The 20,175-nt window shown below is 66.7% G+C and carries 20 protein-coding genes; 10 read left to right on the forward strand and 10 right to left on the reverse strand.

The window, feature by feature from the left end; all coding sequences use genetic code 11:
- Positions 1 to 146: 146 nt before the first annotated feature.
- From AC2YJX_RS00885 to AC2YJX_RS00895, 3 genes are all read right to left on the reverse strand, one after another.
- Positions 147 to 1,073 carry a DMT family transporter gene (locus tag AC2YJX_RS00885; protein WP_487254972.1) on the reverse strand — a complete coding sequence of 309 codons (927 nt, stop codon included), beginning with the start codon at positions 1,071 to 1,073 and terminating at the stop codon, positions 147 to 149.
- Positions 1,070 to 1,618: a methylated-DNA--[protein]-cysteine S-methyltransferase gene (locus AC2YJX_RS00890; RefSeq protein ID WP_487254973.1), complete on the reverse strand. Its 549-nt coding sequence runs from the start codon at positions 1,616 to 1,618 to the stop codon at positions 1,070 to 1,072. The genes AC2YJX_RS00885 and AC2YJX_RS00890 overlap by 4 nt, the downstream gene beginning before the upstream one ends.
- A gap of 65 nt (positions 1,619 to 1,683) precedes the next feature.
- Positions 1,684 to 3,279: a DNA-3-methyladenine glycosylase 2 family protein gene (locus tag AC2YJX_RS00895; protein WP_487254974.1), complete on the reverse strand. Its 1,596-nt coding sequence runs from the start codon at positions 3,277 to 3,279 to the stop codon at positions 1,684 to 1,686.
- A 145-nt stretch (positions 3,280 to 3,424) separates the two neighbouring features.
- On the opposite strand from AC2YJX_RS00895, the gene AC2YJX_RS00900 reads away from it, so the two are divergent.
- From AC2YJX_RS00900 to AC2YJX_RS00910, 3 genes are all read left to right on the forward strand, one after another.
- Positions 3,425 to 4,813, forward strand: coding sequence for a phosphomannomutase/phosphoglucomutase (locus AC2YJX_RS00900; RefSeq protein ID WP_487254975.1), 1,389 nt, complete (start codon positions 3,425 to 3,427; stop codon positions 4,811 to 4,813).
- 73 nt (positions 4,814 to 4,886) lie between these two features.
- Positions 4,887 to 5,663 carry a carbon-nitrogen hydrolase family protein gene (locus AC2YJX_RS00905; protein WP_218301075.1) on the forward strand — a complete coding sequence of 259 codons (777 nt, stop codon included), beginning with the start codon at positions 4,887 to 4,889 and terminating at the stop codon, positions 5,661 to 5,663.
- A gap of 20 nt (positions 5,664 to 5,683) precedes the next feature.
- On the forward strand, positions 5,684 to 7,024 hold the full coding sequence (locus AC2YJX_RS00910) for a 3-deoxy-D-manno-octulosonic acid transferase (RefSeq protein ID WP_487254976.1): 1,341 nt from the start codon (positions 5,684 to 5,686) through the stop codon (positions 7,022 to 7,024).
- Between the two features lie 27 nt (positions 7,025 to 7,051).
- On the opposite strand, the gene AC2YJX_RS00915 is transcribed toward AC2YJX_RS00910, so the two are convergent.
- The 6 genes from AC2YJX_RS00915 to AC2YJX_RS00940 are packed head-to-tail and all read right to left on the reverse strand — an operon-like array spanning position 7,052 to position 14,694.
- Positions 7,052 to 8,389: a TolC family outer membrane protein gene (locus AC2YJX_RS00915; RefSeq protein WP_487254977.1), complete on the reverse strand. Its 1,338-nt coding sequence runs from the start codon at positions 8,387 to 8,389 to the stop codon at positions 7,052 to 7,054.
- 57 nt (positions 8,390 to 8,446) lie between these two features.
- A complete protein-coding gene (locus AC2YJX_RS00920; protein WP_121420154.1) occupies positions 8,447 to 8,788 on the reverse strand; it encodes a rhodanese-like domain-containing protein in 342 nt (113 codons plus the stop codon).
- 31 nt (positions 8,789 to 8,819) lie between these two features.
- Complete coding sequence (locus AC2YJX_RS00925; RefSeq protein WP_487254978.1) at positions 8,820 to 9,533, reverse strand: protein-L-isoaspartate O-methyltransferase family protein; 714 nt, start codon at positions 9,531 to 9,533, stop codon at positions 8,820 to 8,822.
- Positions 9,534 to 9,574: 41 nt separating this feature from the next.
- Complete coding sequence (locus tag AC2YJX_RS00930) at positions 9,575 to 12,757, reverse strand: efflux RND transporter permease subunit (protein ID WP_487254979.1); 3,183 nt, start codon at positions 12,755 to 12,757, stop codon at positions 9,575 to 9,577.
- A 24-nt stretch (positions 12,758 to 12,781) separates the two neighbouring features.
- On the reverse strand, positions 12,782 to 13,969 hold the full coding sequence (locus AC2YJX_RS00935; RefSeq protein ID WP_487254980.1) for an efflux RND transporter periplasmic adaptor subunit: 1,188 nt from the start codon (positions 13,967 to 13,969) through the stop codon (positions 12,782 to 12,784).
- A 2-nt stretch (positions 13,970 to 13,971) separates the two neighbouring features.
- Positions 13,972 to 14,694, reverse strand: coding sequence for a TetR/AcrR family transcriptional regulator (locus AC2YJX_RS00940; protein WP_487254981.1), 723 nt, complete (start codon positions 14,692 to 14,694; stop codon positions 13,972 to 13,974).
- A 95-nt stretch (positions 14,695 to 14,789) separates the two neighbouring features.
- Between AC2YJX_RS00940 and msrA the strand changes: the two genes are divergently transcribed.
- On the forward strand, positions 14,790 to 15,326 hold the full coding sequence (gene msrA, locus AC2YJX_RS00945; protein WP_487254982.1) for a peptide-methionine (S)-S-oxide reductase MsrA: 537 nt from the start codon (positions 14,790 to 14,792) through the stop codon (positions 15,324 to 15,326).
- 73 nt (positions 15,327 to 15,399) lie between these two features.
- Here the strand turns inward: msrA and AC2YJX_RS00950 are convergent, their stop codons facing one another.
- A complete protein-coding gene (locus AC2YJX_RS00950) occupies positions 15,400 to 15,846 on the reverse strand; it encodes a hypothetical protein (protein WP_487254983.1) in 447 nt (148 codons plus the stop codon).
- Positions 15,847 to 16,230: 384 nt separating this feature from the next.
- On the opposite strand from AC2YJX_RS00950, the gene AC2YJX_RS00955 reads away from it, so the two are divergent.
- The 6 genes from AC2YJX_RS00955 to AC2YJX_RS00980 are packed head-to-tail and all read left to right on the forward strand — an operon-like array spanning position 16,231 to position 20,162.
- Positions 16,231 to 16,656, forward strand: coding sequence for a Fur family transcriptional regulator (locus tag AC2YJX_RS00955; protein ID WP_487255406.1), 426 nt, complete (start codon positions 16,231 to 16,233; stop codon positions 16,654 to 16,656).
- Positions 16,653 to 17,336 carry an ABC transporter ATP-binding protein gene (locus AC2YJX_RS00960; RefSeq protein WP_487254984.1) on the forward strand — a complete coding sequence of 228 codons (684 nt, stop codon included), beginning with the start codon at positions 16,653 to 16,655 and terminating at the stop codon, positions 17,334 to 17,336. The genes AC2YJX_RS00955 and AC2YJX_RS00960 overlap by 4 nt, the downstream gene beginning before the upstream one ends.
- Positions 17,333 to 18,571 (forward strand): FtsX-like permease family protein, encoded by a 1,239-nt coding sequence (locus AC2YJX_RS00965; RefSeq protein WP_487254985.1) that lies wholly within the window; start codon positions 17,333 to 17,335, stop codon positions 18,569 to 18,571. Before AC2YJX_RS00960 ends, AC2YJX_RS00965 begins: the two co-directional genes overlap by 4 nt.
- A gap of 58 nt (positions 18,572 to 18,629) precedes the next feature.
- Positions 18,630 to 18,881, forward strand: a complete 252-nt coding sequence (locus tag AC2YJX_RS00970; protein WP_121506414.1) for a hypothetical protein — start codon at positions 18,630 to 18,632, stop codon at positions 18,879 to 18,881.
- A gap of 60 nt (positions 18,882 to 18,941) precedes the next feature.
- On the forward strand, positions 18,942 to 19,634 hold the full coding sequence (locus AC2YJX_RS00975) for a DUF3299 domain-containing protein (protein ID WP_370108430.1): 693 nt from the start codon (positions 18,942 to 18,944) through the stop codon (positions 19,632 to 19,634).
- Between the two features lie 45 nt (positions 19,635 to 19,679).
- Positions 19,680 to 20,162 (forward strand): hypothetical protein, encoded by a 483-nt coding sequence (locus tag AC2YJX_RS00980; protein WP_487254986.1) that lies wholly within the window; start codon positions 19,680 to 19,682, stop codon positions 20,160 to 20,162.
- The last annotated feature ends 13 nt before the right edge of the window (positions 20,163 to 20,175 follow it).

Genomic DNA, 20,175 nt, shown 5'->3' on the forward strand with positions numbered 1-20,175 from the left:
CCTGGGCAAGCCAATTGCGGCGGGGTAGCCGCAGGCCAGGAGTTGCAGGGGGAGCGGCCGGGGATGTGTGTGGCAGTACAGCGCCCGGTGCCGTTGACGGACTTGGTCAGATGGCAAAAGCCCGAAGAAAACCCCATGGGCCAAGTTTAGGGCCGTTCTGAGGCGGGCAGGGCGGGCCTGAGTGTCCTGATAAGTCCGGTTGACAACAATGTGCCGCACACGATGACCACGGCGCAGCCCACCATCCAGGGCGTGATGCGTTCGCCCAGGAAGACCGTGCCGTACAAAACCGCAAACACGGGGGTTATGAAGGTCACGGCCAGCGCCCGGCTGGGGCCGGCACTGGCGATCAGGCGAAAGTACAGGATGTAGGCAATGCCCGTGCACAGCACCGCAATGGCAATGATGGCGCCCCAGGCGCGCAGGCCTGGCATCTGCGCAGGCCAGAACCACAGCGTGGGCAGGGCCAGTCCCAGCGCCGCGCCCAGCTGGCTGCCGGTAGCGGTGGCCAGCGGTGGAATGCCCGTGAGGTAGCGCCGTGCAAAGCTGGCCGACAGCCCGTAGAAGCTCGAAGCCAACAGGCAGGCGGCAATGGCCCATTCGGCGCTGTCACTCTTGAACCCGGTGCCCGCTGGCGCACGCCAGGCCAGCAGCGCCACGCCCACAAAACCGAGCGCCAGGCCCGCCCAGCGCAGGCGGTTGATGCGGTCACCCAGCCACATCCAGGCCACCAGCGCGCCAAACAGCGGCACGGTGGCGTTGAGGATGGAGGTCAGGCCCGTGGCAATGTGCAGCACAGCCCAGGAAAACAGCGCAAATGGAATGGCCGAATTGATGACCCCCGCAAACAGGATGGGCCGCCAGTGCTGGCGCAGCGCAGGCCAGTGGCCCTGGCGCATCATGATGGGCCACAGGAACATCGTGGCCAGCGCCACGCGCAGCCCGGCCGTGGGCAGAGGGCCGAAGTCGGACGCACCCAGCCGCATGAACAGAAAGGACGCGCCCCACAGCGCCGCCAGCAAGATGAATTCGCCGATCCAGGTGGAAACGGGCTGGTTGCCGGGGCTGTTCATGCATGTCCTTTGCGGAAAGCGTTGGGGGAGGTGGAGGGCAGCGCATTTTCCAGCGTCAGCAAGACCGCTTTGCGATCAAGGCCACCGGCATAGCCCGTCAGGCTGCCGTCCGATCCCACCACGCGGTGGCAGGGCACCACCACGCTGATCGGGTTGCGCCCCACGGCGGCGCCCACTGCGCGCACGGCCAGGGGGCGGCCCAGCTGACGGCTCAAGGCGCCGTAGCTGGTGGTGGCACCCCGGCCGATGGCCAGCAAGGCACGCCACACAGCCTGCTGAAACGGCGTGCCACCCGAAAGGTCCAGCGGCAGGTCAAACCCCGCACGTTGCCCGGCGAGGTACTGCTGGAGCTGGTGGGCGGCTTCCTCCAGCACGGGGTGGCTTGCCGTGTCAGCCCAGGCCGTGGGGCCATGAAGACGCTGGCTGGGCTCGTGGCGCTGGCCTTCAAACCAGACACCGACCAAGCCGGCGGGCGACGCCGCCAGGCGCACGGGCCCCAGCGCGGTGGAGGTGCGCATTTGCACGGTGTGGGGGTGAAACTGCATGACTGAATGAACGATTTTTAGATAAAATTGGCCTCCAGCGCTTGATGGATAAGCGCTAGCAGCTCCTACTTTGATAGTGACGGAACTGGTGGCACGGCACCCGCCGGGGTGCCCGCTGCCCAGGCGCGCAGCACCGCGTAACTGCGCCAGGGCCGCCAGGCCTGCGAGGCCTCGCCTGCGGCGCGGGCCGGGTTCTTGTGCCCCTGCACGCCCAGGGCCTTGTGCAGCGCCACATCCCCGGCCGGAAACGCATCGGGCCAGCGCAACACGCGCATGGCGATGTACTGGGCCGTCCAGTCGCCAATACCGGGCAGGGCGCACAGCGCGGCCGTGGTGCTGGCCACGTCGGCGCCCGCGTGCAAGGCCAGCGTGCCGCCATCCACGGCGCGGGCCAGCGCCACGATGGCAGCCTGGCGCTGGCGCACGATGCCCAGCTGGCCCAGGGTGTCGCCGTCGGCCGCTGCCAGCGTGGCAGCGGTGGGGAACAGGCGGTTCAGCCCGGGCCAGGGCGTTTCGATGGGCTCACCCAGCCGCTCCACCAGCCGCTGGCCCAGGGTGCGCGCAGCGGCCACGGTGATCTGCTGGCCCAGCACGGCGCGCACGGCCAGCTCAAAGCCATCGAACGCACCGGGCACCCGCAGGCCGTCGCCCTGGGGGAAGTGCTGGTGCAGCACGGCGTTGATGGCTGCGGGGTCGGCATCCAGGTCGAGCATGGCGCGCACGCGGCGGATCACGAGCGGCAACACGGGGTACAGGCTGTCGCTGGTCTGCAGCAGCACCTGGTGCCGGGCCCCGTCAAAGCGTGCGCTGAACCATCCCGTGGTTTCGCCGGGCAGGCCGGTGCAGGAGGCGGGCAGACGCACCGTGCGCCGCAGCGTGGTCTCCTCCGGCAGCACCCATTCCACGCCTTGGAACTGCCGCCGTTCAAAAAAGGCCAGCAGCGCAGGCACATCAAACGGCGGGCGCCAGGCCAGGCGCAAGGTGCTGGTGGGTTGCGCCCCTGCGGTGGTGCCGCTGCGCCGCAGCTGTGTGGGGTTCAGGCCGTAGTGCCCCGAAAACGCCGCATTGAAGCGCCGCACGCTCGCAAAGCCGCTGGCCAGCGCCACCTGGGTAACGGGCATGGGGGTGTCGGTGAGCAGTTGTTTGGCGGTCAGCAGCCGGCGCGTCTGCAGGTACTGCAGCGGCGATACGCCCAGGGCCGCCTCAAAAATGCGGCGCAGGTGCCGGTCGCTCACGCCCAGGCGCTCGGCCAGCCGGGCCACGGTGGCGCTGCCTTCGCCGGGCGCGGACGGGGCGGGCCACAGGTCGGGCGCATCCAGCAGGCGCACGGCCTGCTGGACCAGGATGCCACTGGCGTCCTGCACCGACCACACCAGCGCCTGCGGCGCCAGCTCGGGCCGGCAGCGCAGGCAGGGGCGAAAGCCCGCGTTCTCGGCCTGTGCGGCCAGCACAAAAAAGCGGCAGTTCTCGCGCCGGGGCGTGCGCACGGCGCACACGGGGCGGCAATAGATGCCGGTGGAGGTCACCGCCGTGAAAAAATGCCCGTCAAACCGTGCATCCCGCGCCAGCACCGCCAGGTAGCGGCCTTCGTCCAAGGCGGTGTCAGGGGCCTGGGCAACGGATGGGGTGGGGGGGGAGGGCCGATTCATGGGCTGGATCATAGGAGCCGGGGGTGTTTTCACTGGCCGTTTTCGGACATGTGCCTCAGCCCAACGCGAGGGTTTGCCCCCAGTACCCCCGGAGGGCGCGCCTACAATGCAGCGGACTTCCAAAAACAGCCCAACTCCCTACGCGAAAGGCCCCTGCGTGCAGCCCACACCCGCCATTTTCAAAGCCTACGATATCCGCGGCATTGTGCCGTCCACGCTCAACGAAGAAGTTGCGCTCGGCCTGGGCCGGGCCTTTGGCACGGCAGCCCGCGCCGAGGGGCAGACCACCGTGGCGGTGGGGCGCGACGGGCGCCTGTCGGGCCCGGCCATCTCGGGTGCGCTGATCCAGGGGCTGGTGGAGGCGGGCATTGAGGTGATCGATGTGGGCCTGGTGACCACGCCGCTGCTGTACTTTGCAGCCAGCACGCTGTGTGCCAGCGGCATCCAGGTCACCGGAAGCCACAACCCCAGGGACTACAACGGCTTCAAGATGGTGCTGAACGGCCGCGCCATCTATGGCGAAGAAATCCAGCAGCTTCGCCGCACCATGGAGCAGGAAACCTGGCAGCTGCTGCCCGGCGGCTCGGTGCGCCATGTGGACGTGCTGCCCGCGTACCGCGAACGCATCGTGGGCGATGTGAAACTGGCCCGCCCGATCAAGATCGTGGTGGACTGCGGCAACGGCATCGCGGGCGCCTCGGCGCCGGACATCTTCCGCGCCCTGGGCTGCGAAGTGATCGAGCTGTTCTCCGAGGTGGATGGCAACTTCCCCAACCACCACCCCGACCCGAGCAAGCCCGAGAACCTGCGTGATTTGATCGAGGCCCTGAAGGCCAGCGACGCCGAGCTGGGCCTGGCGTTTGACGGCGACGGCGACCGCTTAGGGATCGTGACCAAGGACGGCACCAACATCTTCCCCGACCGCCAGATGATGCTGTTTGCGCAAGACGTGCTCTCGCGCGTGCCCGGCGGCGAGATCATCTTCGACGTGAAGTGCACCCAGCGCCTGGCGCCTGCCATTGCGGCCGCTGGCGGCGTGCCGATCATGTTCAAGACCGGCCACTCGCTCATCAAGGCCCGCATGAAGGAGACCCACTCCCCGCTGGGCGGCGAGATGAGCGGCCACATCTTCTTCAAGGAGCGCTGGTATGGTTTTGACGACGGCACCTACGCGGGCTGCCGCCTGCTGGAAATCCTGAGCAAGTCCACCGACCCGAGCGCCGTGCTCAACGCGCTGCCCACCAGTTTCTCCACCCCCGAGCTGAACGTGGCCTGCGCCGAGGGCGAACCCCACCGCCTCACGGCCGAGCTGCAGGCCCTGGCTGCAGAGACCTTTGCCGCGCCCTCTCAGATCAGCACCATCGATGGCCTGCGCGTGGACTGGCCCGACGGTTTTGGCCTGATCCGCGCCAGCAACACCACGCCGGTGCTGGTGCTGCGCTTTGAGGGCCACACCACCGAGGCCCTGGCCCGCATCGAAGCGGCCATGCTGGCCCTGCTGCACCGGGTCAAGCCCGATGCGCACGTCGGCGCCGCCAGCCACTGACGCCGTATCGTCGAACCCGCCGCGCCCCTCTTTCTGTGCCCCTCTTTCTGTATTTGTTGTTGAACCGCCCCGCATGAAACCGTCACTGTCCACCCCCTTGCGTGTTGCCGCTGCCCAGTCGCCCTCGGCGCCGGGTGATGTGGCGCGCAACGTGCAAACGCACCTGGCCTTCGTGCGGGCGGCGGTGCACGAACGTGTGCTGGTGCTGGTGTTTCCCGAGCTGTCGCTCACGGGGTATGAACCGAACCTGCTGGCGGCCAACGTGCTGTCGGCCGACCATCCCGCGCTGGCTCCCTTGCGGCAGTCTGCTCAGCAACATGGCATCACCCTGGTGGTGGGCGCCCCGGCTGCGCCGGTGGTGGCGGGCGCCTTGCCCGCCATTGGCGCCTGGGTGCTCGGGGCCGACGGCAGTGTGGCGCTGTACCGCAAGCGCCACCTGCACCCGAGCGAGGAGCGGTTCGCCAGTGCTGGCACCGACGACGCCCAGGTGCTGTTGCTGGCCGGTGAACCCACGGCGCTGGCCGTGTGTGCCGACATCACCCATCCCGAACACGCAATGGCCGCCAGCAATGCGGGAGCCGCGCTCTACGCGGCGGGCGTGCTGATTTCCGAGAAGGCCTATGGGGCCGAATCGGCTCTGCTGCAAGGCTATGCCCGTGACCACGACATGGCAGTGCTGGTGGCCAACTACAGCGGGCCCTCTGGCGGCTACGTGAGCGCGGGTCGCAGCGCCTTCTGGGCACCCGGTGGCCACTGCGTGGCAGCCGCGCCCGATGACAGCCCCAGCCTGGTGTGGGCGGCACGGGGCGACAGCGGCTGGACGGGCGGGGTTGTGGAGCTGGTCGGCTGATCCGCTGATCGATCCCCCGCATGAACGCTGCCCGCGCCCTGTATTCGCTGGTGACCTGGTGCGCGCAGCCCCTGCTGCGCCGCAAGCTGCGCCGCCGCGCCGTGGCCGAACCCGGCTATGCCCATGCGGTGGGCGAGCGTTTTGGTCGCTATCCGGTGCCCATGGACAGCATGGTGTCGCACCACAGCGTCGATCCGATAGGCCAGTTTGTCTGGGTCCACGCCGTATCGCTGGGCGAAACCCGCGCCGCCGCCATCTTGCTGGCCCAGCTGCGCGAGCAGCTTCCGGGCATGCGTCTGCTGCTCACCCACGGCACGGCCACCGGGCGGGCCGAGGGCGAAAAGCTTCTGCTGCCCGGCGACGTGCAAGTGTGGCAGCCCTGGGATACACCGGGCGCCGTGGCGCGCTTTCTGCGCACCTTTCGCCCGGCCATCGGCATCCTCATGGAAACCGAGGTCTGGCCCAACTTGGTGGCGGGCTGCCACCAGCGTGGCGTGCCGCTGGTGCTGGCCAATGCGCGTTTTAACGCCAAGTCGCTGCACAAGGCCCAGCGCCTGGCAGCGCTGGCCCGGCCCGCCTATGGGGGGTTAACCGCTGCCTGGGCCCAGACCGAAGACGACGCCACCCGCCTGCGGGCCATCGGCGCCCCGGTGCGCGGCGTGTTTGGCAATCTCAAGTTTGACGTGGTGCCCGACGCCCGCCAGATCGCCCAAGGTCGGGCCTGGCACACCCACACCGGGCGCCCCGTGGTGCTGCTGGCCAGCAGCCGGGAGGGCGAGGAGGCAATGTGGCTCGAAAACTTCAAGCCAAAACAGGCCGCAGCGCATGATGGACAAGCGCAAGCAGCTATTAATAATATAGCAAATGGCGTGCAATGGCTCATCGTGCCGCGCCACCCTCAGCGGTTTGACGAGGTGCAACAGCTGCTCCTGCGCGCTGGGCTCACCGTATCGCGCCGCAGCCACTGGGCGGCAGAACCCGAGGCGGCCGACGTGTGGCTGGGGGATTCACTGGGCGAAATGGCGCTGTACTACGGCCTGACCGATGTGGCCTTGCTGGGTGGCAGTTTTGCCCCCCTGGGCGGCCAGAACCTGATCGAGGCCGCCGCCTGCGGCTGCCCCGTGGTGCTGGGGCCGCATACCTTCAACTTTGCCGAGGCGGCCGAGCTGGCCTGCGCGGCAGGTGCCGCGCAGCGCGTGCCCGACCTGGCCGCAGGCATGGCGCTCGCGGCCCATTTGGCGACGGATGCCCCGGAGCAGGCCGCGGCCAGCGAACGTGCCAGCCGTTTTGCCACGGCGCACCGGGGAGCGGCCCGGGCTACGGCGCAGGCGGTGCAGGCCGTGCTGCAAGCCGCCGGGTAGCTCCGCGCGGCCCGTCCGCCAACCCCGTCAGGGCTTGATGAGCAAGGCGTTGATCGCCTCAATGTCCTGCTGCGTCAGCGTGCCCGCCGCCTGGCGCAATTTCAGCGTGCCGAGCAGCACGTTGTAGCGGGCCTGGGCCAGGTCGCGCTTGGTCTGGAAGAGCTGGCTTTGGGCATTGAGCACGTCGATGTTGATGCGCACGCCCACCTGGTAACCGAGCTTGTTGGCATCGAGCGCACTCTGGCTGGAGGCTTCGGCAGCCTCCAGGGCCTGCACCTGGCCCTGGCCCGACTGCACGCCAAAGAAGGCGGCGCGCGTGGCCTGGGCCACGTTGCGGCGCGTGGTCTCCAGGTCGGCGCTGGCCTTTTCTTCCAGCGCCAGGGTTTCCTTCACGCGGTTTTGCACCGCAAATCCGGCAAACAGCGGCAGATTGAAGGCCACGCCCACGCTGGCGCTGTTGGTGCGGTTGTTCACGCCGGGCGCCGTGATGGTGCCGTTCGGGTTGCGCGTGACGTTGTAGCCCACCTGCAGGTCCAGGGTGGGCAGGTGGCCGGTTTCGGCCTTCTTGGTTTCAAGGCGGGCAATGTCCAGCGCGATGGCGGCCTGGCGCACGCCGGGCTGCTGGTCGCGTGCAGTGTCCACCCAGGTGGTCACGTTGTCGGGCTGCACCGTGGGCAGTTGCACGGGCAGCGCCAGCGGCTGGGGCTTGGTGCCGGTGATGCCCACCAGCTGGTCCAGTGCCAGGCGTTTCACGCGCAGGTCGTTTTCGGCCGCGATTTCCTGGGCCACCACGAGGTCGTAGCGGGCCTGGGCCTCGCGCGAATCGGTGACGGTGGTGGTGCCCACCTCGAAGTTGCGCTTGGCGGAGGCCAGTTGTTCTGACACGGCCGCTTTTTGCGCCTGCACGAAGGTCAGGGTGTCCTGCGCGGCCAGCACGTCAAAGTAGGCCTGGCTCACGCGCACCAGCAGGTCTTGCGTGGCGGCGTCCAGCTGCGCCTGGGCCACGTCAATGCCGCGCTGGCCTTGCTCCAGCGTGATGCGGTTGGCGGGGCGGTACAGCGGTTGCGAGGCCTGCACGCCCACCGTCTGTGTGGTGCCGGTGTTCTCCACGGGCGGGCGGCTCAGTTCCACATTGGCGCGGCTGAGCCCGGCCGTGAGCGCGGCGCTGGGCAGCAGGCCGGCGCGGGCCTGGTCGGCGCGGCGGGATGCTGCGTCGAGCTGGGCTCGGGCCGACTGCCAGGTCGTGTCATAGGTGCGTGCCGATTCCACCAGCTCCAGCAGGCTCTGGGCGTGCGCCGGGGCGCTCAGCGCCGCGCCGAGCGCCAGGGACAGAAGTGACAGGGAGAGGGGCCGGTGCGGAGTCATGGGGGTCCTTCGGAAGAGTCTGCGGTTCGATGGGAGAGCGGGGTGCCAGGGGCGTGATCAATAGCGGGGCACGGTGGGGTCGTTTTCGTGCGACCAGGCATCAATGCCACCGGTGATATTGGCCAACTGTTCAAACCCGTTGTGTTGCAGGAACGATGCCACCCGCAGGCTGCGTGCGCCGTGGTGGCACAGGCACGCAATGGGGCGGGCGGGGTCCAGCTCGGCCAGTCGCCCGGGCAATTCGCCCATGGGGATGGCCACCAGTTCAAACCCGTCGGCGCGCACGCTGGCGGTCTGCAGCTCCCAGGGTTCGCGCACGTCCAGCACCAGGGGCTGGCTGCCTTCGGGTGCGGCGGCAAACCAGGCAGACAGCTGGGCGGGGCGGACGTGATCGATCATGCAGAACTCCGAAGAAAGCCGAACAACAGGGTCAGAACGTAAAGCCGGAAGGTTCCGGGAAGTTCACCAGGCGCGGGGCGATGGTGTCCCAAGGCGATGTGGTTTCGAAACGGTCGCCGGTGCGGCGGGTCAGGGTGAAACGCATCACGGGCTCGCCCCCCACGATGGCGCCCAGGCGGCCGCCGTCACGCAGCAGCCCAAGCAGGGAGGTGGGCACTTCGGCCACCGAGCCGCTGAGTACGATCACGTCGAACGGGCCGTCGGGAATGGCGTCGCGGGCGCCGTCGCCCAGGCGCACATCGGCGTTTTGAACACCCGCGTCGCGCAGGTTCTCACGGGCCATTTCGGCGAGTTCGGGGTTGATTTCGAGCGACACCACACGTTCGGCGCGGGCGGCCAGCAGGGCGGCCATGTAGCCCGAACCTGCACCGATTTCGAGCACGCGGTCGGTCGGCAAAATGCGCAGGTCTTGCAGGATGCGTGCCTCGACGCGCGGCTGCAGCATGCTGTGGCCCAGGCGCACGGCCTCTTCGGCGTCGTTGCCCAGCAGGGGCACTTCGATGTCCATGAAGGCCAGGCTGCGGTAGGCCGGGGGAACAAAGTCTTCACGGCGGACCACCGCCAGCAGGTCGAGTACGTCAGCGTCGAGCACATTCCAGGGGCGGATCTGCTGCTCGATCATGTTGTAGCGGGCCTGGGCAATAGGGTCGCTGATGTTGGCGGACGTGTTCAGGGGCAGGTTCATGGGATTTCTCCGTGGGGCAGATGCAAGGCCGATCGGGACGATCAGGACAAACCTTCGATTTTAGGCGCTGCCGGGGCGCGCCCCATCTTGCGAAGGGCCCACTGGGCCAAGTCGTCCATGTAGCAATACACCACCGGCACCACCACCAGGGTCAAGAGGGAAGAGGTAATGACCCCGCCGATCACAGCCTGGCCCATGGGCGCGCGCTGCTCCGAGCCTTCGGACAACGCGAACGCCAGTGGCACCATGCCGAAGATCATGGCCAGCGTGGTCATCAGGATGGGGCGCAGCCGCACCCGGGCGGCCAGCAGCAAGGCGTCGGCACGGGGCAGGCCGGGCACGGTCTGGCCCTGGTCGTTCACGTGCTCCTCGCGGGCACGGATGGCAAAGTCCACCAGCAAGATGGCGTTCTTGGTGACCAGCCCCATCAGCATCACCACGCCAATGATGGAGAACATCGACAGCGTGGAGCGAAACATCAACAGCGCCAGCACCACGCCAATCAGCGTGAGCGGCAGCGAGGTCATGAGCGCCAGCGGCTGCAAGAAGCTCTTGAACTGGCTCGCCAGGATCATGTAGATGAAGATGATGGCCATGGCCAGGGCCGAGATGGCGTAGCCAAAGGATTCGGCCATGTTCTTGGTGGAGCCGCTGAACTGGTAGCGGTAGCCGGGCGGGAAGCTCACTTCCTCCAGCGCCTTCTTGATGTCGTTCGATACCTCACCGGCCGACCGCTTTGCCACGTTGGCGTTCACGGCCACCTCGCGGGTCAGGTCGCGGCGGTTGATCTGGTTGGCGCCGGTGGATTCGGTCACACTCGCTACCTGGTTCAGGCGCACGATGCGCGTAGTGCCGTCGGCCGCCGCCAGGGCAAAGGGCAGGCGCTCCAGGTCGGCGGGCTGGGTGCGGGCTTCGGGGGCCAGGCGCACGTTCACGTCGTAGGTCTGGTCATCCGGGGCGCGCCAGTTGCCCACGGTGGTGCCCGCCACCAGGGTGCGCAGCGATGCTGCCATGGGCGCCACCGACAGGCCCAGGTCCGACGCCACGTCGCGCTTGACCTCCAGGGCGATCACCGGCTTGTTGGGCTTGGCGCTGGTGTCCAGGTCCACCAGCCCGGGAATATCGCGGATTTTTTCGGTGACCACCTTGGTCAGGCGCTCCAGCTCCTGCAGGTCGGGGCCTTGCAGCGAGAACTCCACCTGCTTGTTGCCGCCCACGGCGTCCAGCAGGCCCACGTGGGTGATGGTGATGCCGGGCACGGTCTTGAGGCGTTCCCGCAGCACGTCGGACATCTGGTCCACGCTGCGGCTGCGGTCCTTGCGGTCCACCAGCCGCACATAGATATTGGCGTAGATCTTGCCCTGGGCGCTGCCGGTGTTGATGGTGGCCAGTGTGTAGCGCACCTCCGGCATCTCGCGCAGGATGCCCTCCACCTGTTGTGCCTTGGCCTCGGTGGCCTCCAGCGACGAACCCACGGGGGTGTAGAAATTGAGCGAGGTTTCGGAGAAGTCGGCCTTGGGCACGAACTCGGTGCCCAGCAGCGGCACCATGAAGATGCTCAGCACAAAGATGGCCAGCGCAATGGCCATGGTGGTCAGCTTGTGCACCAGCGACCACCGCAGAATGCGCTGGTAGCCCTCGGCCAATGCATCGGTGGCACGGTCGAACCAGCCTGTGACGCGGCCAATGGTCTTGTCGTAGAAGGTGACGGGCTCGATCTTCTGGCCGTGGGCATGGATGCTCGGGTCGTGCCAGATGCTCGACAGCATGGGGTCAAGCGTGAAGCTCACAAACATCGAGATCATCACCGCCGCCACGATGGTGATGCCGAACTCGTGGAAAAACTTGCCGATGATGCCGCCCATGAAGCCAATGGGCATGAACACCGCCACGATGGACAGCGTGGTGGCCAGCACCGCCAGGCCAATCTCCTGCGTGCCATCCATGGCGGCTGCGTAGGCGCCTTTGCCCATCTGCACGTGGCGCACGATGTTCTCGCGCACCACGATGGCATCGTCGATCAACAGGCCCACGCACAGGCTTAGCGCCATCAGCGTGATCATGTTGATGGTGAAGCCAAACATGTTCATGAACAGGAACGTGCCGATCAGCGCAATCGGCAGCGTCAGCCCGGTGATCACGGTGGAGCGCCAGGAGTTCAGGAACAGGAACACGATGAGCACCGTGAGGATGGCGCCCTCGATCAGCGTCTGGCGCACGTTGTTCACCGCCACACGGATCGGGCGGGCGCTGTCGCCAATGGTCTCCAGCCGCACGCCGGGAGGCAGCTGGTTCTTCAGCTCCACCACAGCGGCGTTCAGGCCGTCCACCACCTCGATGGTGTTTTCGCCCTGCGACTTCTGCACCGACAGCAGCAACGTGCGCTGGCCGTTGTACAGGGCCAGGCTTTCCACCTCCTGCGCGCCGTCGTTGACGCGGGCCACCTGGTCAAGCCGGACCGGCGCTCCGTTCTTGCGGGCGACGATGATCTTGCCGAAGTCTTCGGGGCGTTCCATGCGAGCGTCGATCTGCACCACGCGCTCCTGCGCGAGGGACCGGATGGAGCCCACGGGCAGGTCCTGGTTCTCGTTGCGCACGGCCTGCGCCACCTGGTCGGGGGTCACGCCAAACGCTTCGAGCGCCTGCGGGTTCAGGTAGATATTGATTTCGCGCTTGGTGGCACCCACCAGGTTCACCGCGCCCACGCCGCGCACGTTCTCCAGGCGCTTTTTCAGCACCTGTTCAGACCAGGTGGTCAGCTCGACAGCACTGCGGCCGGATTTTTCATCGGGCAACACGGCCAGCGACCACACGGCGCGGCTGGCGGGGTCAAAGCGCAGCACACGCGGTTCCTTGACCTCGGTGCGCAGGTTGGGGCGCACGGTGGCCACCTTCTCGCGCACATCCTCGGCGGCCTTGCGGCCATCGATGTGGAGCTGGAACTCGATGATGACAACGGCCGTGCCCTCATAGCTGCGCGAGGTCAGGGCGTTGATGCCTGCAATCGAGTTCACGCCTTCCTCGATCTTCTTGGTGACTTCGCTCTCGACGATTTCAGGCGACGCACCGGGGTAGTCCACGGTGACCACCACCACCGGAAAGTCGATGTTGGGGAACTGATCAACCTTCAGGCGCTGGTAGGAGAACAGGCCCAGCACGACGATGGCAAGCATCACCATCGTGGCGAACACGGGGTTTTTAAGGCTGACTTTGGTGAACCACATGGCGGGTCGGGGTAGTCAGGGTGATCAGGGAGCAGCGCGGGATGCCGCTGCCAATGCAGGTGCAGCAGCGACTGTCGCAGCTGATGCAGCCACCGCCACGGCCGTGCCCTCGCGCAGCAGGCCGATCCGGCCCGCAATCACCACCGTGCCTTCGGGCACACCTTCGACCGCCACCAGGGTCTGGCCGGCCACCACCGCGCGGGTGCCGGTCTTGACGGGTGCATAGACCACGCGGCCGTCTTTCAAGGTTTGGAGGTAGGGGGCGGGCTTGTCGGTGCGCACGGCGTCCAGCGGCACGGCCAGCACGTCGGCCCGCCCGGTATCGAGCGTGCCCTGCACAAACAGGCCTTGCCGCAGCGGCGTGGCGCCGGGGGCTTGCTCTACCCGCAGGTAGACGGGCACCGTGCGGCTGCCTGCCTGGGCGCTGGGGTTGATGCGCACCACGGTGGCAGGCACCGGGGCGGGCATGCCCTCAATGGTGAGCTGCGCCTTCTGGCCCACCTGCACCGCCACGGAATCCGCCGGGTTGAGCAGCGCTTCCAGCTCGAGCCGCGACAGGTCCACCACCTCGATGATGCGGGCGTCCACCGCCACGCGCTCGCCCGGCTGGGCCAGGCGCTGCGCCACCAGCCCGCTGATGGGGCTCTTGAGCACGGTGTCTTCCAGCGCCTTGCGGGCCACGTCGGCAGCGGCCATTGCGGCCTGGTGGTTGGACTGCGCAGATTCGAGGCTGGCTTGCGAGGTGACCAGTGCCGTGGCCGAGATGAATCCCTGATCCACCAGTGCCCGGTTGTTGGTGTACTGGCGCTGGTTGATGTCCACCTGCGATTTGGCCGCATCGGCCTGCTGCTGAGCTTGGCGCAGCCGGGCGCGGGCTTCGGTGGGATCGATGCGGGCCACTTCCTGCCCGGCCTTCACGCTGTCGCCTTCGCGCACCGTCAGCCCCTGCAACTCACCGCCCACGCGCGCCTTGACCATGGCCGAGTCCACCGCCCGCAAGGCGCCTGACACGGGCACGCCAAGCGCCAGGTTCTGCCGTCGCACCGGCAACACCTCTTGGGCTGCCAGTTGCAGCGGCGCCTGGGCGCGCTGGGCCGTGGTTTCGGCCAATGCCTTTTGCTGCGCCTGCCGCGCCGCCATAGCCCGCCACACGCCGCCGCCGAGCAAGACAACAACGACGGCTGCCACCATCCAGGGAATCCAACGTTTCATGGTCAGGAGCCGCGTGAGGGCGGCGCAAAAGAAGTGGGAGAGGGGGAAGGCACGGGAGAAGAAGGATCGGGCCGCACCAGCAGCCCGTTCAGCACATTGTCGATCTGGGCATCGATATACAACTCAGGCCGCAGGCCCAGCGAGTCTGGAATGCAGGCCCCCACCGAGTGCTTCCACATCATGAGGAAGATCATGGGCGCCAGAACCACATGCACGATGTAGTCCAGTGGCACGGGGCGGAACTCGCCGCGCTCGATGCCGCGTTCGACGATGCGGCGGATCAACGCCTGCCCCGGCAGAATCACCTCCTGCTGGTAGAACTCGGTGATCTCCGGGAAATTCTGGGCCTCGCTGAACATCAGCTTGGTAATACCCGAGGCTTTGGTGGCGCCGATGCGCTCCCACCACACCTGGTAGCAGTACCGCAGCAGATCGCTGGTGGTGCCCACAAAGGAATCCAGCTCATCCCGCCACTCTTCAAAACGGCCCGCGATGTTCTGGCGCACCACCGCCTTGAAAAGCTCTTCCTTGCTGGGGAAATACAAAAACAGCGTGCCCTTGGAGACGCCTGCACGGGCCGCCACTTCATCCACCCGTGTCGCGGCAAACCCTTTTTCGACAAACAGATCCAACGCGGCCTCCAGCAGCTCACCCGGGCGGGCTTCCTTGCGGCGCTCGCGTTTGGTGCCGACGGAGGCGGTGGGGGGAAGGGAGGTGGAAGGCAAGGAAGGGCTTCGTTAATGACTGACCGGTTAGTAATGTAGCAAGCACGGGATAGGGCGTCAATTCATAATGGTCAAGTTTGAACCCAAGGACGACCATGACTTTGCAAACCATCACCCTGGGCGGCGGCTGCTTCTGGTGCACCGAAGCCGTGTTCGACCGCGTGCGCGGCGTCACCGACGTGGAAAGCGGCTACACCAACGGCCACACGCTGAACCCCAGCTACGAACAAATCTGCCGGGGCGACACCGGCCACGCCGAGGTGGTGCGCCTGACGTTTGACGCTGACGAGATCAGCCTGGAGGAGATCCTGGAAATCTTCTTCCATACCCACGACCCGACCACCCTCAACCGCCAGGGCAACGACGTGGGCACCCAGTACCGCAGCGGCATCTATTACGAAGACCCTGCGCACGGTGACATTGCCAACGACATGATTCGCCAGATGTCGCAAGACAAGCTGTTTGGTGCACCGATCACCACCGAGGTGAAGCCGCTGGACAACTACAGCACGGCCGAGGCGTATCACCAGGACTACTTTGCGAACAATCCGAACGCGGGGTATTGCGCGTTTGTGGTGGGGCCGAAGGTGGAGAAGTTTCGCAAGACGTTTGCGCGGTATTTGAAGGGTTGAGAGACCGCCGTGCGGTCTTCTCGGCAGCAAAGCCAACACGGGTCCAAGCCAATTTTGGGATTAACTAGTCAATCTATCCATTGGCAGTCGGGTGGAGCAAATAAAGCCCCAGCCCCAGCGCGAATATTATTCCCGCCAAGACGATGGCTCCCATTTTGTGTTGCAGATGATCTACGGCGTCAAACGCTTGCCAATGACCTTGCACGGCCAGTCGATGGCGCTTGAAGACCAGATATACGCAATAGGTATTGGTGGCAATGGCTATCAAGGCAAAACCAAGCTTGGCGTAGAGGATCGGGTTTTTTGTGGCGGTAGCCAGCAGCATTGCACCTGTAGCCAGAACCATGGTGAAGGCGGGTATTTCAATGAAAATATCCACGCGCTTGTGAAGTGTCGAAAGAATGAGTTCCTTGTCACGACCTTGACCCAACAACGCGCGTTCAAAAAGGGCTTCGGTAAGAACACAACCGAGCCAAAGGCCGACAAACGTGAGATGAAGTGGTAATAGCAGTGCTTGCATTTTGCTTCGACCTTATACCGACGGTATTCAACACAATATGTCGGATGAAGTGAAAGATTTGGGAAATTAGGAATTATGGTCAGGGCTTGAGCCTGAAAATTGATATGCATCACGGGCATGCCATGAAGGCACACCGGAAAGACTCAGCCAAAAGGCCCATCCAACCTGAGGCGCTTCTCTGTGTTGAACGGCTCCATCGCCAACCATGTCGCTGCAGCCGTCAGTCCTCTGCCATTTCATTCAGGGGTTTCAGTTGGGGGAGGGCCAACACGAAGGCATAATGCAAACCGATTGCGTTACAGACATCACCTGCCGCCGCATCTCGCCATGCCCTCCACCCCATCTTCTTCATCCCCACACCGCCTTTGGTCGCTCCCCCCGGGCATGCGCGCCACCCGCGCCACACGGGCGCTGGCGGTGCTGTACGAGGCCCGGCCTGACGCGGCGCTCTCCGAACCCGAAGTAGAAGCCGCCCTCGCCACCGCTGGCGCTCCCGTCAACAAAGTCACCGTTTACCGCATGCTCGACCGCTTTGCCGCTGCTGGCCTGCTGCACAAGCAGGTGGACGCTGCCCGCGTGACCCGGTATGCACTGGCACCCCAAGGCGAAGAGGGCGCAGCCCCCAGATTCGAATGCGACGATTGCCACCGCCAGTTCCGCCTCTCGCAGGGATCGGCCAAGGTGCAGACCGCCCTCAAGCAGGTGCTGCAGGCGCTGGCCACGGCCGGGCATGAGAGCCTGGCGGTGGACATCGCGGTCCACGGGCGCTGTGCAGACTGCGCCCACCCGGCCGAGGGCGCTACCGCATGATCCGCACACGAGGCCTTTCCTACACCTATGCCACGGGCGGCGCCGCGCCGCTGCGCTTCCCCGATGTGGACCTGCGCCAGGGCGGAACCTTGTTGCTGCGCGGGTGCTCGGGCTCGGGCAAGTCCACCTGGCTGGCGCTGATGGCCGGGCTGCGCGGAGCCAGCGGGGGCGACCTGTTTGTGGCAGGCACGCAGCTGGGCACGCAGCGCGGGGCCGAGATTGATGCCTGGCGCGCGCGCAGCATTGGCTTTTTGCCGCAAAAGCTCTACCTCAGCAGCGCGCTCACGGTGGCCGACAACCTGGCGCTGGTCTACTTTGCGGCCGGGCTGCCACGCGACGATGCCGCCATCACGCGTGCGCTGGCGCAGGTGGGGGTGGCCGAGCTGGCCGACCGCAAGCCGCACCAGCTTTCGGGCGGGCAGGCGCAGCGCGTGGCGCTGGCGCGGGCCGTGCTGCTGGCGCCGCAGGTGCTGCTGGCCGACGAGCCCACGGCCAGCCTGGACGACGAGGCCGCCGCAGACGCGCTGGCGCTGCTGCAGCACAGCGCCGCCGCCTGCGATGCCAGCCTGGTGGTTGCCACGCACGACCAGCGTGTGGTCCAAGCCCTGGCCGGTGTGCAAACGCTGGATTTGAATGAAATCGGCGCCCAGCGCTTGATGGATAAGCGCGAGCAGCTATGAATTCAGGAGTCTTCAAACTGGCGCGCCTGTCATGGCGCTACCTGTGGTCCCGGCCTTTGGCGGCTGTGCTGAACCTGCTGGTGCTGACGCTCGGCCTGGCCGCCATCACGCTGGTGCTGCTGGTGGCCACGCAGCTCGACAAGGCGTTTGAGCGTGATCTGAGCGGCATCGACCTGGTAGTGGGCGCCAAGGGCAGCCCGCTGCAGCTCATCCTGGCAGGCGTTTTCCATATTGATGTACCCACGGGCAACATCCCGCTGCAAGAGGTGCAGACACTGCAGAAGAACCCGCTGGTGGCGCAGGTCATCCCGCTGAGCCTGGGCGACAGCTACCAGGGCTACCGCATCGTGGGCACCACGCCCGACTACGTGGCGCACTACGAGGCAACGTTGGCTGAGGGCGCACTGTGGCAGCAACCCATGGACGCGGTGCTGGGCGCCAGCGTGGCGCGTGGCATTGTCAAAAGCAGCCATGCGGGCGCACCGCTGGTGGGCGCCACCTTCATCGGCAGCCACGGGCTGGGCGGAGGAGGGCATGCGCATGGCAACCACCCCTACCGTGTGAGCGGCGTGCTGGCGCCCTGCGGCTGCGTGCTGGACCGGCTGATCCTGACCAGTACCGAATCCGTCTGGATGGTGCACGAGACCGCTACGGCCACCGATGCCGAAGACCTGGAAATCTTGAAAGAAGAGCGCGAAGTGACCGTGGCCCTGGTGCGCTACCGCACGCCCATGGCCGCCATCACGCTGCCGCGCCAGATCAACAGCGACACCGCCATGCAGGCAGCGGCGCCCGCCATCGAGGTCACCCGCCTGATGCGCCTGCTGGGCGTAGGGGCCGACGTGCTGCGCGCCTTTGGCGGCGTGCTGCTGGCGGTGGCCGCACTGAGCGTGTTCATCGCGCTGTGGAACGCCGTGCGCGAGCGCCGTGCCGATCTGGCCATGCTGCGCATGCTGGGCGCACCGCCAGGCCGCGTGGCGGGGCTGGTGCTGTGGGAGGCCCTGTGGCTGGCCGCGATGGCGTCTGTTCTGGGCCTGCTGCTGGGCCACGGCCTGGCCCATGGCCTGGGCTGGGTGCTACAGGCGCAGGGGCTGCTGCCTGTCACCGGCCTCATCTGGCTGCCCGCCGAAGCGGGTGTGCCGCTGATGGCCGCCGGTGTGGCGGCGCTGGCGGCGCTGCTGCCCGCCATGCAGGCGTACCGGACGGACGTGGCCGACCTGTTAAGCCAGCCCTGATGCAGCCATCGAGTTCTGTCCTCTAAAACCGTCCACCAACCAATCTGAAAGGCCTTCCATGAAAAAGCTCCTCACCGCACTCGCCCTGGCCCCCATGCTGCTCGTCGGCGCCCTGGCGCACGCCCAGGCCCACAACGACAAAGAGACCAAAGAAGACATCGCCCGCCACCGCGCCATGGCCGCCGCCCACGAGGCCGCCGCCAAGTGCCTCGAATCCGGCAAGGGCGAGGACGTCTGCCAGAAGGAACTCCAGACTGCCTGCAAGGGTCTGGCTATTGGCAAATACTGCGGCATGAAGCACGCGCACTGAGGCGATGGGCCTCCAGGCCCGCTACCATTTCTGAAAACGCTACAGATCAGGTTTCCCGCCATGGCAATCCATCCCGCTCACCGTCATCCCGCAGCACAACCCGATGCCCGAGCCAGCCGCACCCGCACTGCCCGGCACGCCTGTGCGTGGTTGGCGCTGGCCTGGGCGGGGGCCGTACTCGCACAGTCGCCGACCGCTGCGCCCACGGGCAAACCAGCGCCGGGGGAGTTTGAACGCGCGACCGGAAAAACGCCCGGTGCCGCGCCCACCACCGCACCCGCGCTCTCGTCCCCTTTGCCCGCGGGCGCGGGCACCGCCATGCCATCGGGCGTTGCGTCGGGCAGCGGGGCGGGCTACCACAGCCCCAACAGCCCCATTGCGCCGCTGCCCCAGCGCAATGACGTGGTGCCGTGGTCCGTGCTGACCGACCTGACCAAAAAGACCACCAAGGACGGCATCCTGCCCGTGTTCAACGACGCGCAAAAGGGCATGGACAAGACCACGCAGCGCATCCAGGGCTTCATGGTGCCGCTGGATGCCAAGCCCACGCAGACCCACTTTCTACTTACCTCCGTGCCAATGACCTGCTCGTTCTGCACGCCGGGCGGGCCAGAGAGCATGGTCGAGGTCAAGGCCAAGACCCCCGTGCGCTACTCGCTGGAACCGGTGGTGGTGGAGGGCAAGTTCACCGTGCTCCCCAACGACCAATATGGCCTGTACTACCGCGTGGTGGACGCGGTGCCCGTGAAGTAATTCTGCCGCCTTTTCCCCGATCCCGCTGCCTTCCTTGTTCCTCTTGTGACCCCGTTGTTTCCAACCCCACTGGTCGCGCTGTGGCGCCGCCTGCGCCAGCAGTTGCCCGCGCAGGCCGCCCTGGCGTGGCTGCTGCTGGCCCTGGTGGTGGTGCCCACGCTGGGGCGCCTGCACCAGGTGGAGCATGGAGAGGCGCTGGCGCAGATGCACGCGGGCCACGCGGTGCAAGCTGCGCAACAAGCCGACGCACACCACAGGCTCGCAGCCGCTTCGCTGGCAGCGGATGAGGACGCGGCCCCGTCCACCGAGGCAGACCACACCCACGGGCTGCTATCACTGCTCCTGGTCCCCCACGCGGCCGTGGACTGCCTTTTGCTCGACCAGCTTGCGTTGGGCGATGCACTGCACAGCGCCCCCTCGGCGCTGCCCACCCTGGTGCCCGCGCAGGCATCGCCGGTACAACATGCCGGGCGCTCTACGGCCCCGCACGTTGCGCTGTTCCAGGCGCGTGGCCCGCCCACGGCCTGACCGCAGCAAATCG

The organism is Acidovorax sp. SRI_002 (genome assembly GCF_057586455.1).

Coding starts and splice junctions, on each gene's coding strand:
- AC2YJX_RS00970 (WP_121506414.1), top strand. CDS start 18,630: ATGAAAAAGCTCCTCACCGCACTCGCCCTGGCCCCCATGCTGCTCGTC.
- AC2YJX_RS00910 (WP_487254976.1), top strand. CDS start 5,684: ATGAACGCTGCCCGCGCCCTGTATTCGCTGGTGACCTGGTGCGCGCAG.
- AC2YJX_RS00885 (WP_487254972.1), bottom strand. CDS start 1,073: ATGAACAGCCCCGGCAACCAGCCCGTTTCCACCTGGATCGGCGAATTC.
- AC2YJX_RS00890 (WP_487254973.1), bottom strand. CDS start 1,618: ATGCAGTTTCACCCCCACACCGTGCAAATGCGCACCTCCACCGCGCTG.
- AC2YJX_RS00960 (WP_487254984.1), top strand. CDS start 16,653: ATGATCCGCACACGAGGCCTTTCCTACACCTATGCCACGGGCGGCGCC.
- AC2YJX_RS00965 (WP_487254985.1), top strand. CDS start 17,333: ATGAATTCAGGAGTCTTCAAACTGGCGCGCCTGTCATGGCGCTACCTG.
- AC2YJX_RS00920 (WP_121420154.1), bottom strand. CDS start 8,788: ATGATCGATCACGTCCGCCCCGCCCAGCTGTCTGCCTGGTTTGCCGCC.
- AC2YJX_RS00950 (WP_487254983.1), bottom strand. CDS start 15,846: ATGCAAGCACTGCTATTACCACTTCATCTCACGTTTGTCGGCCTTTGG.
- AC2YJX_RS00905 (WP_218301075.1), top strand. CDS start 4,887: ATGAAACCGTCACTGTCCACCCCCTTGCGTGTTGCCGCTGCCCAGTCG.
- msrA (WP_487254982.1), top strand. CDS start 14,790: ATGACTTTGCAAACCATCACCCTGGGCGGCGGCTGCTTCTGGTGCACC.
- AC2YJX_RS00975 (WP_370108430.1), top strand. CDS start 18,942: ATGGCAATCCATCCCGCTCACCGTCATCCCGCAGCACAACCCGATGCC.
- AC2YJX_RS00930 (WP_487254979.1), bottom strand. CDS start 12,757: ATGTGGTTCACCAAAGTCAGCCTTAAAAACCCCGTGTTCGCCACGATG.
- AC2YJX_RS00895 (WP_487254974.1), bottom strand. CDS start 3,279: ATGATCCAGCCCATGAATCGGCCCTCCCCCCCCACCCCATCCGTTGCC.
- AC2YJX_RS00925 (WP_487254978.1), bottom strand. CDS start 9,533: ATGAACCTGCCCCTGAACACGTCCGCCAACATCAGCGACCCTATTGCC.
- AC2YJX_RS00915 (WP_487254977.1), bottom strand. CDS start 8,389: ATGACTCCGCACCGGCCCCTCTCCCTGTCACTTCTGTCCCTGGCGCTC.
- AC2YJX_RS00935 (WP_487254980.1), bottom strand. CDS start 13,969: ATGAAACGTTGGATTCCCTGGATGGTGGCAGCCGTCGTTGTTGTCTTG.
- AC2YJX_RS00955 (WP_487255406.1), top strand. CDS start 16,231: ATGCGCGCCACCCGCGCCACACGGGCGCTGGCGGTGCTGTACGAGGCC.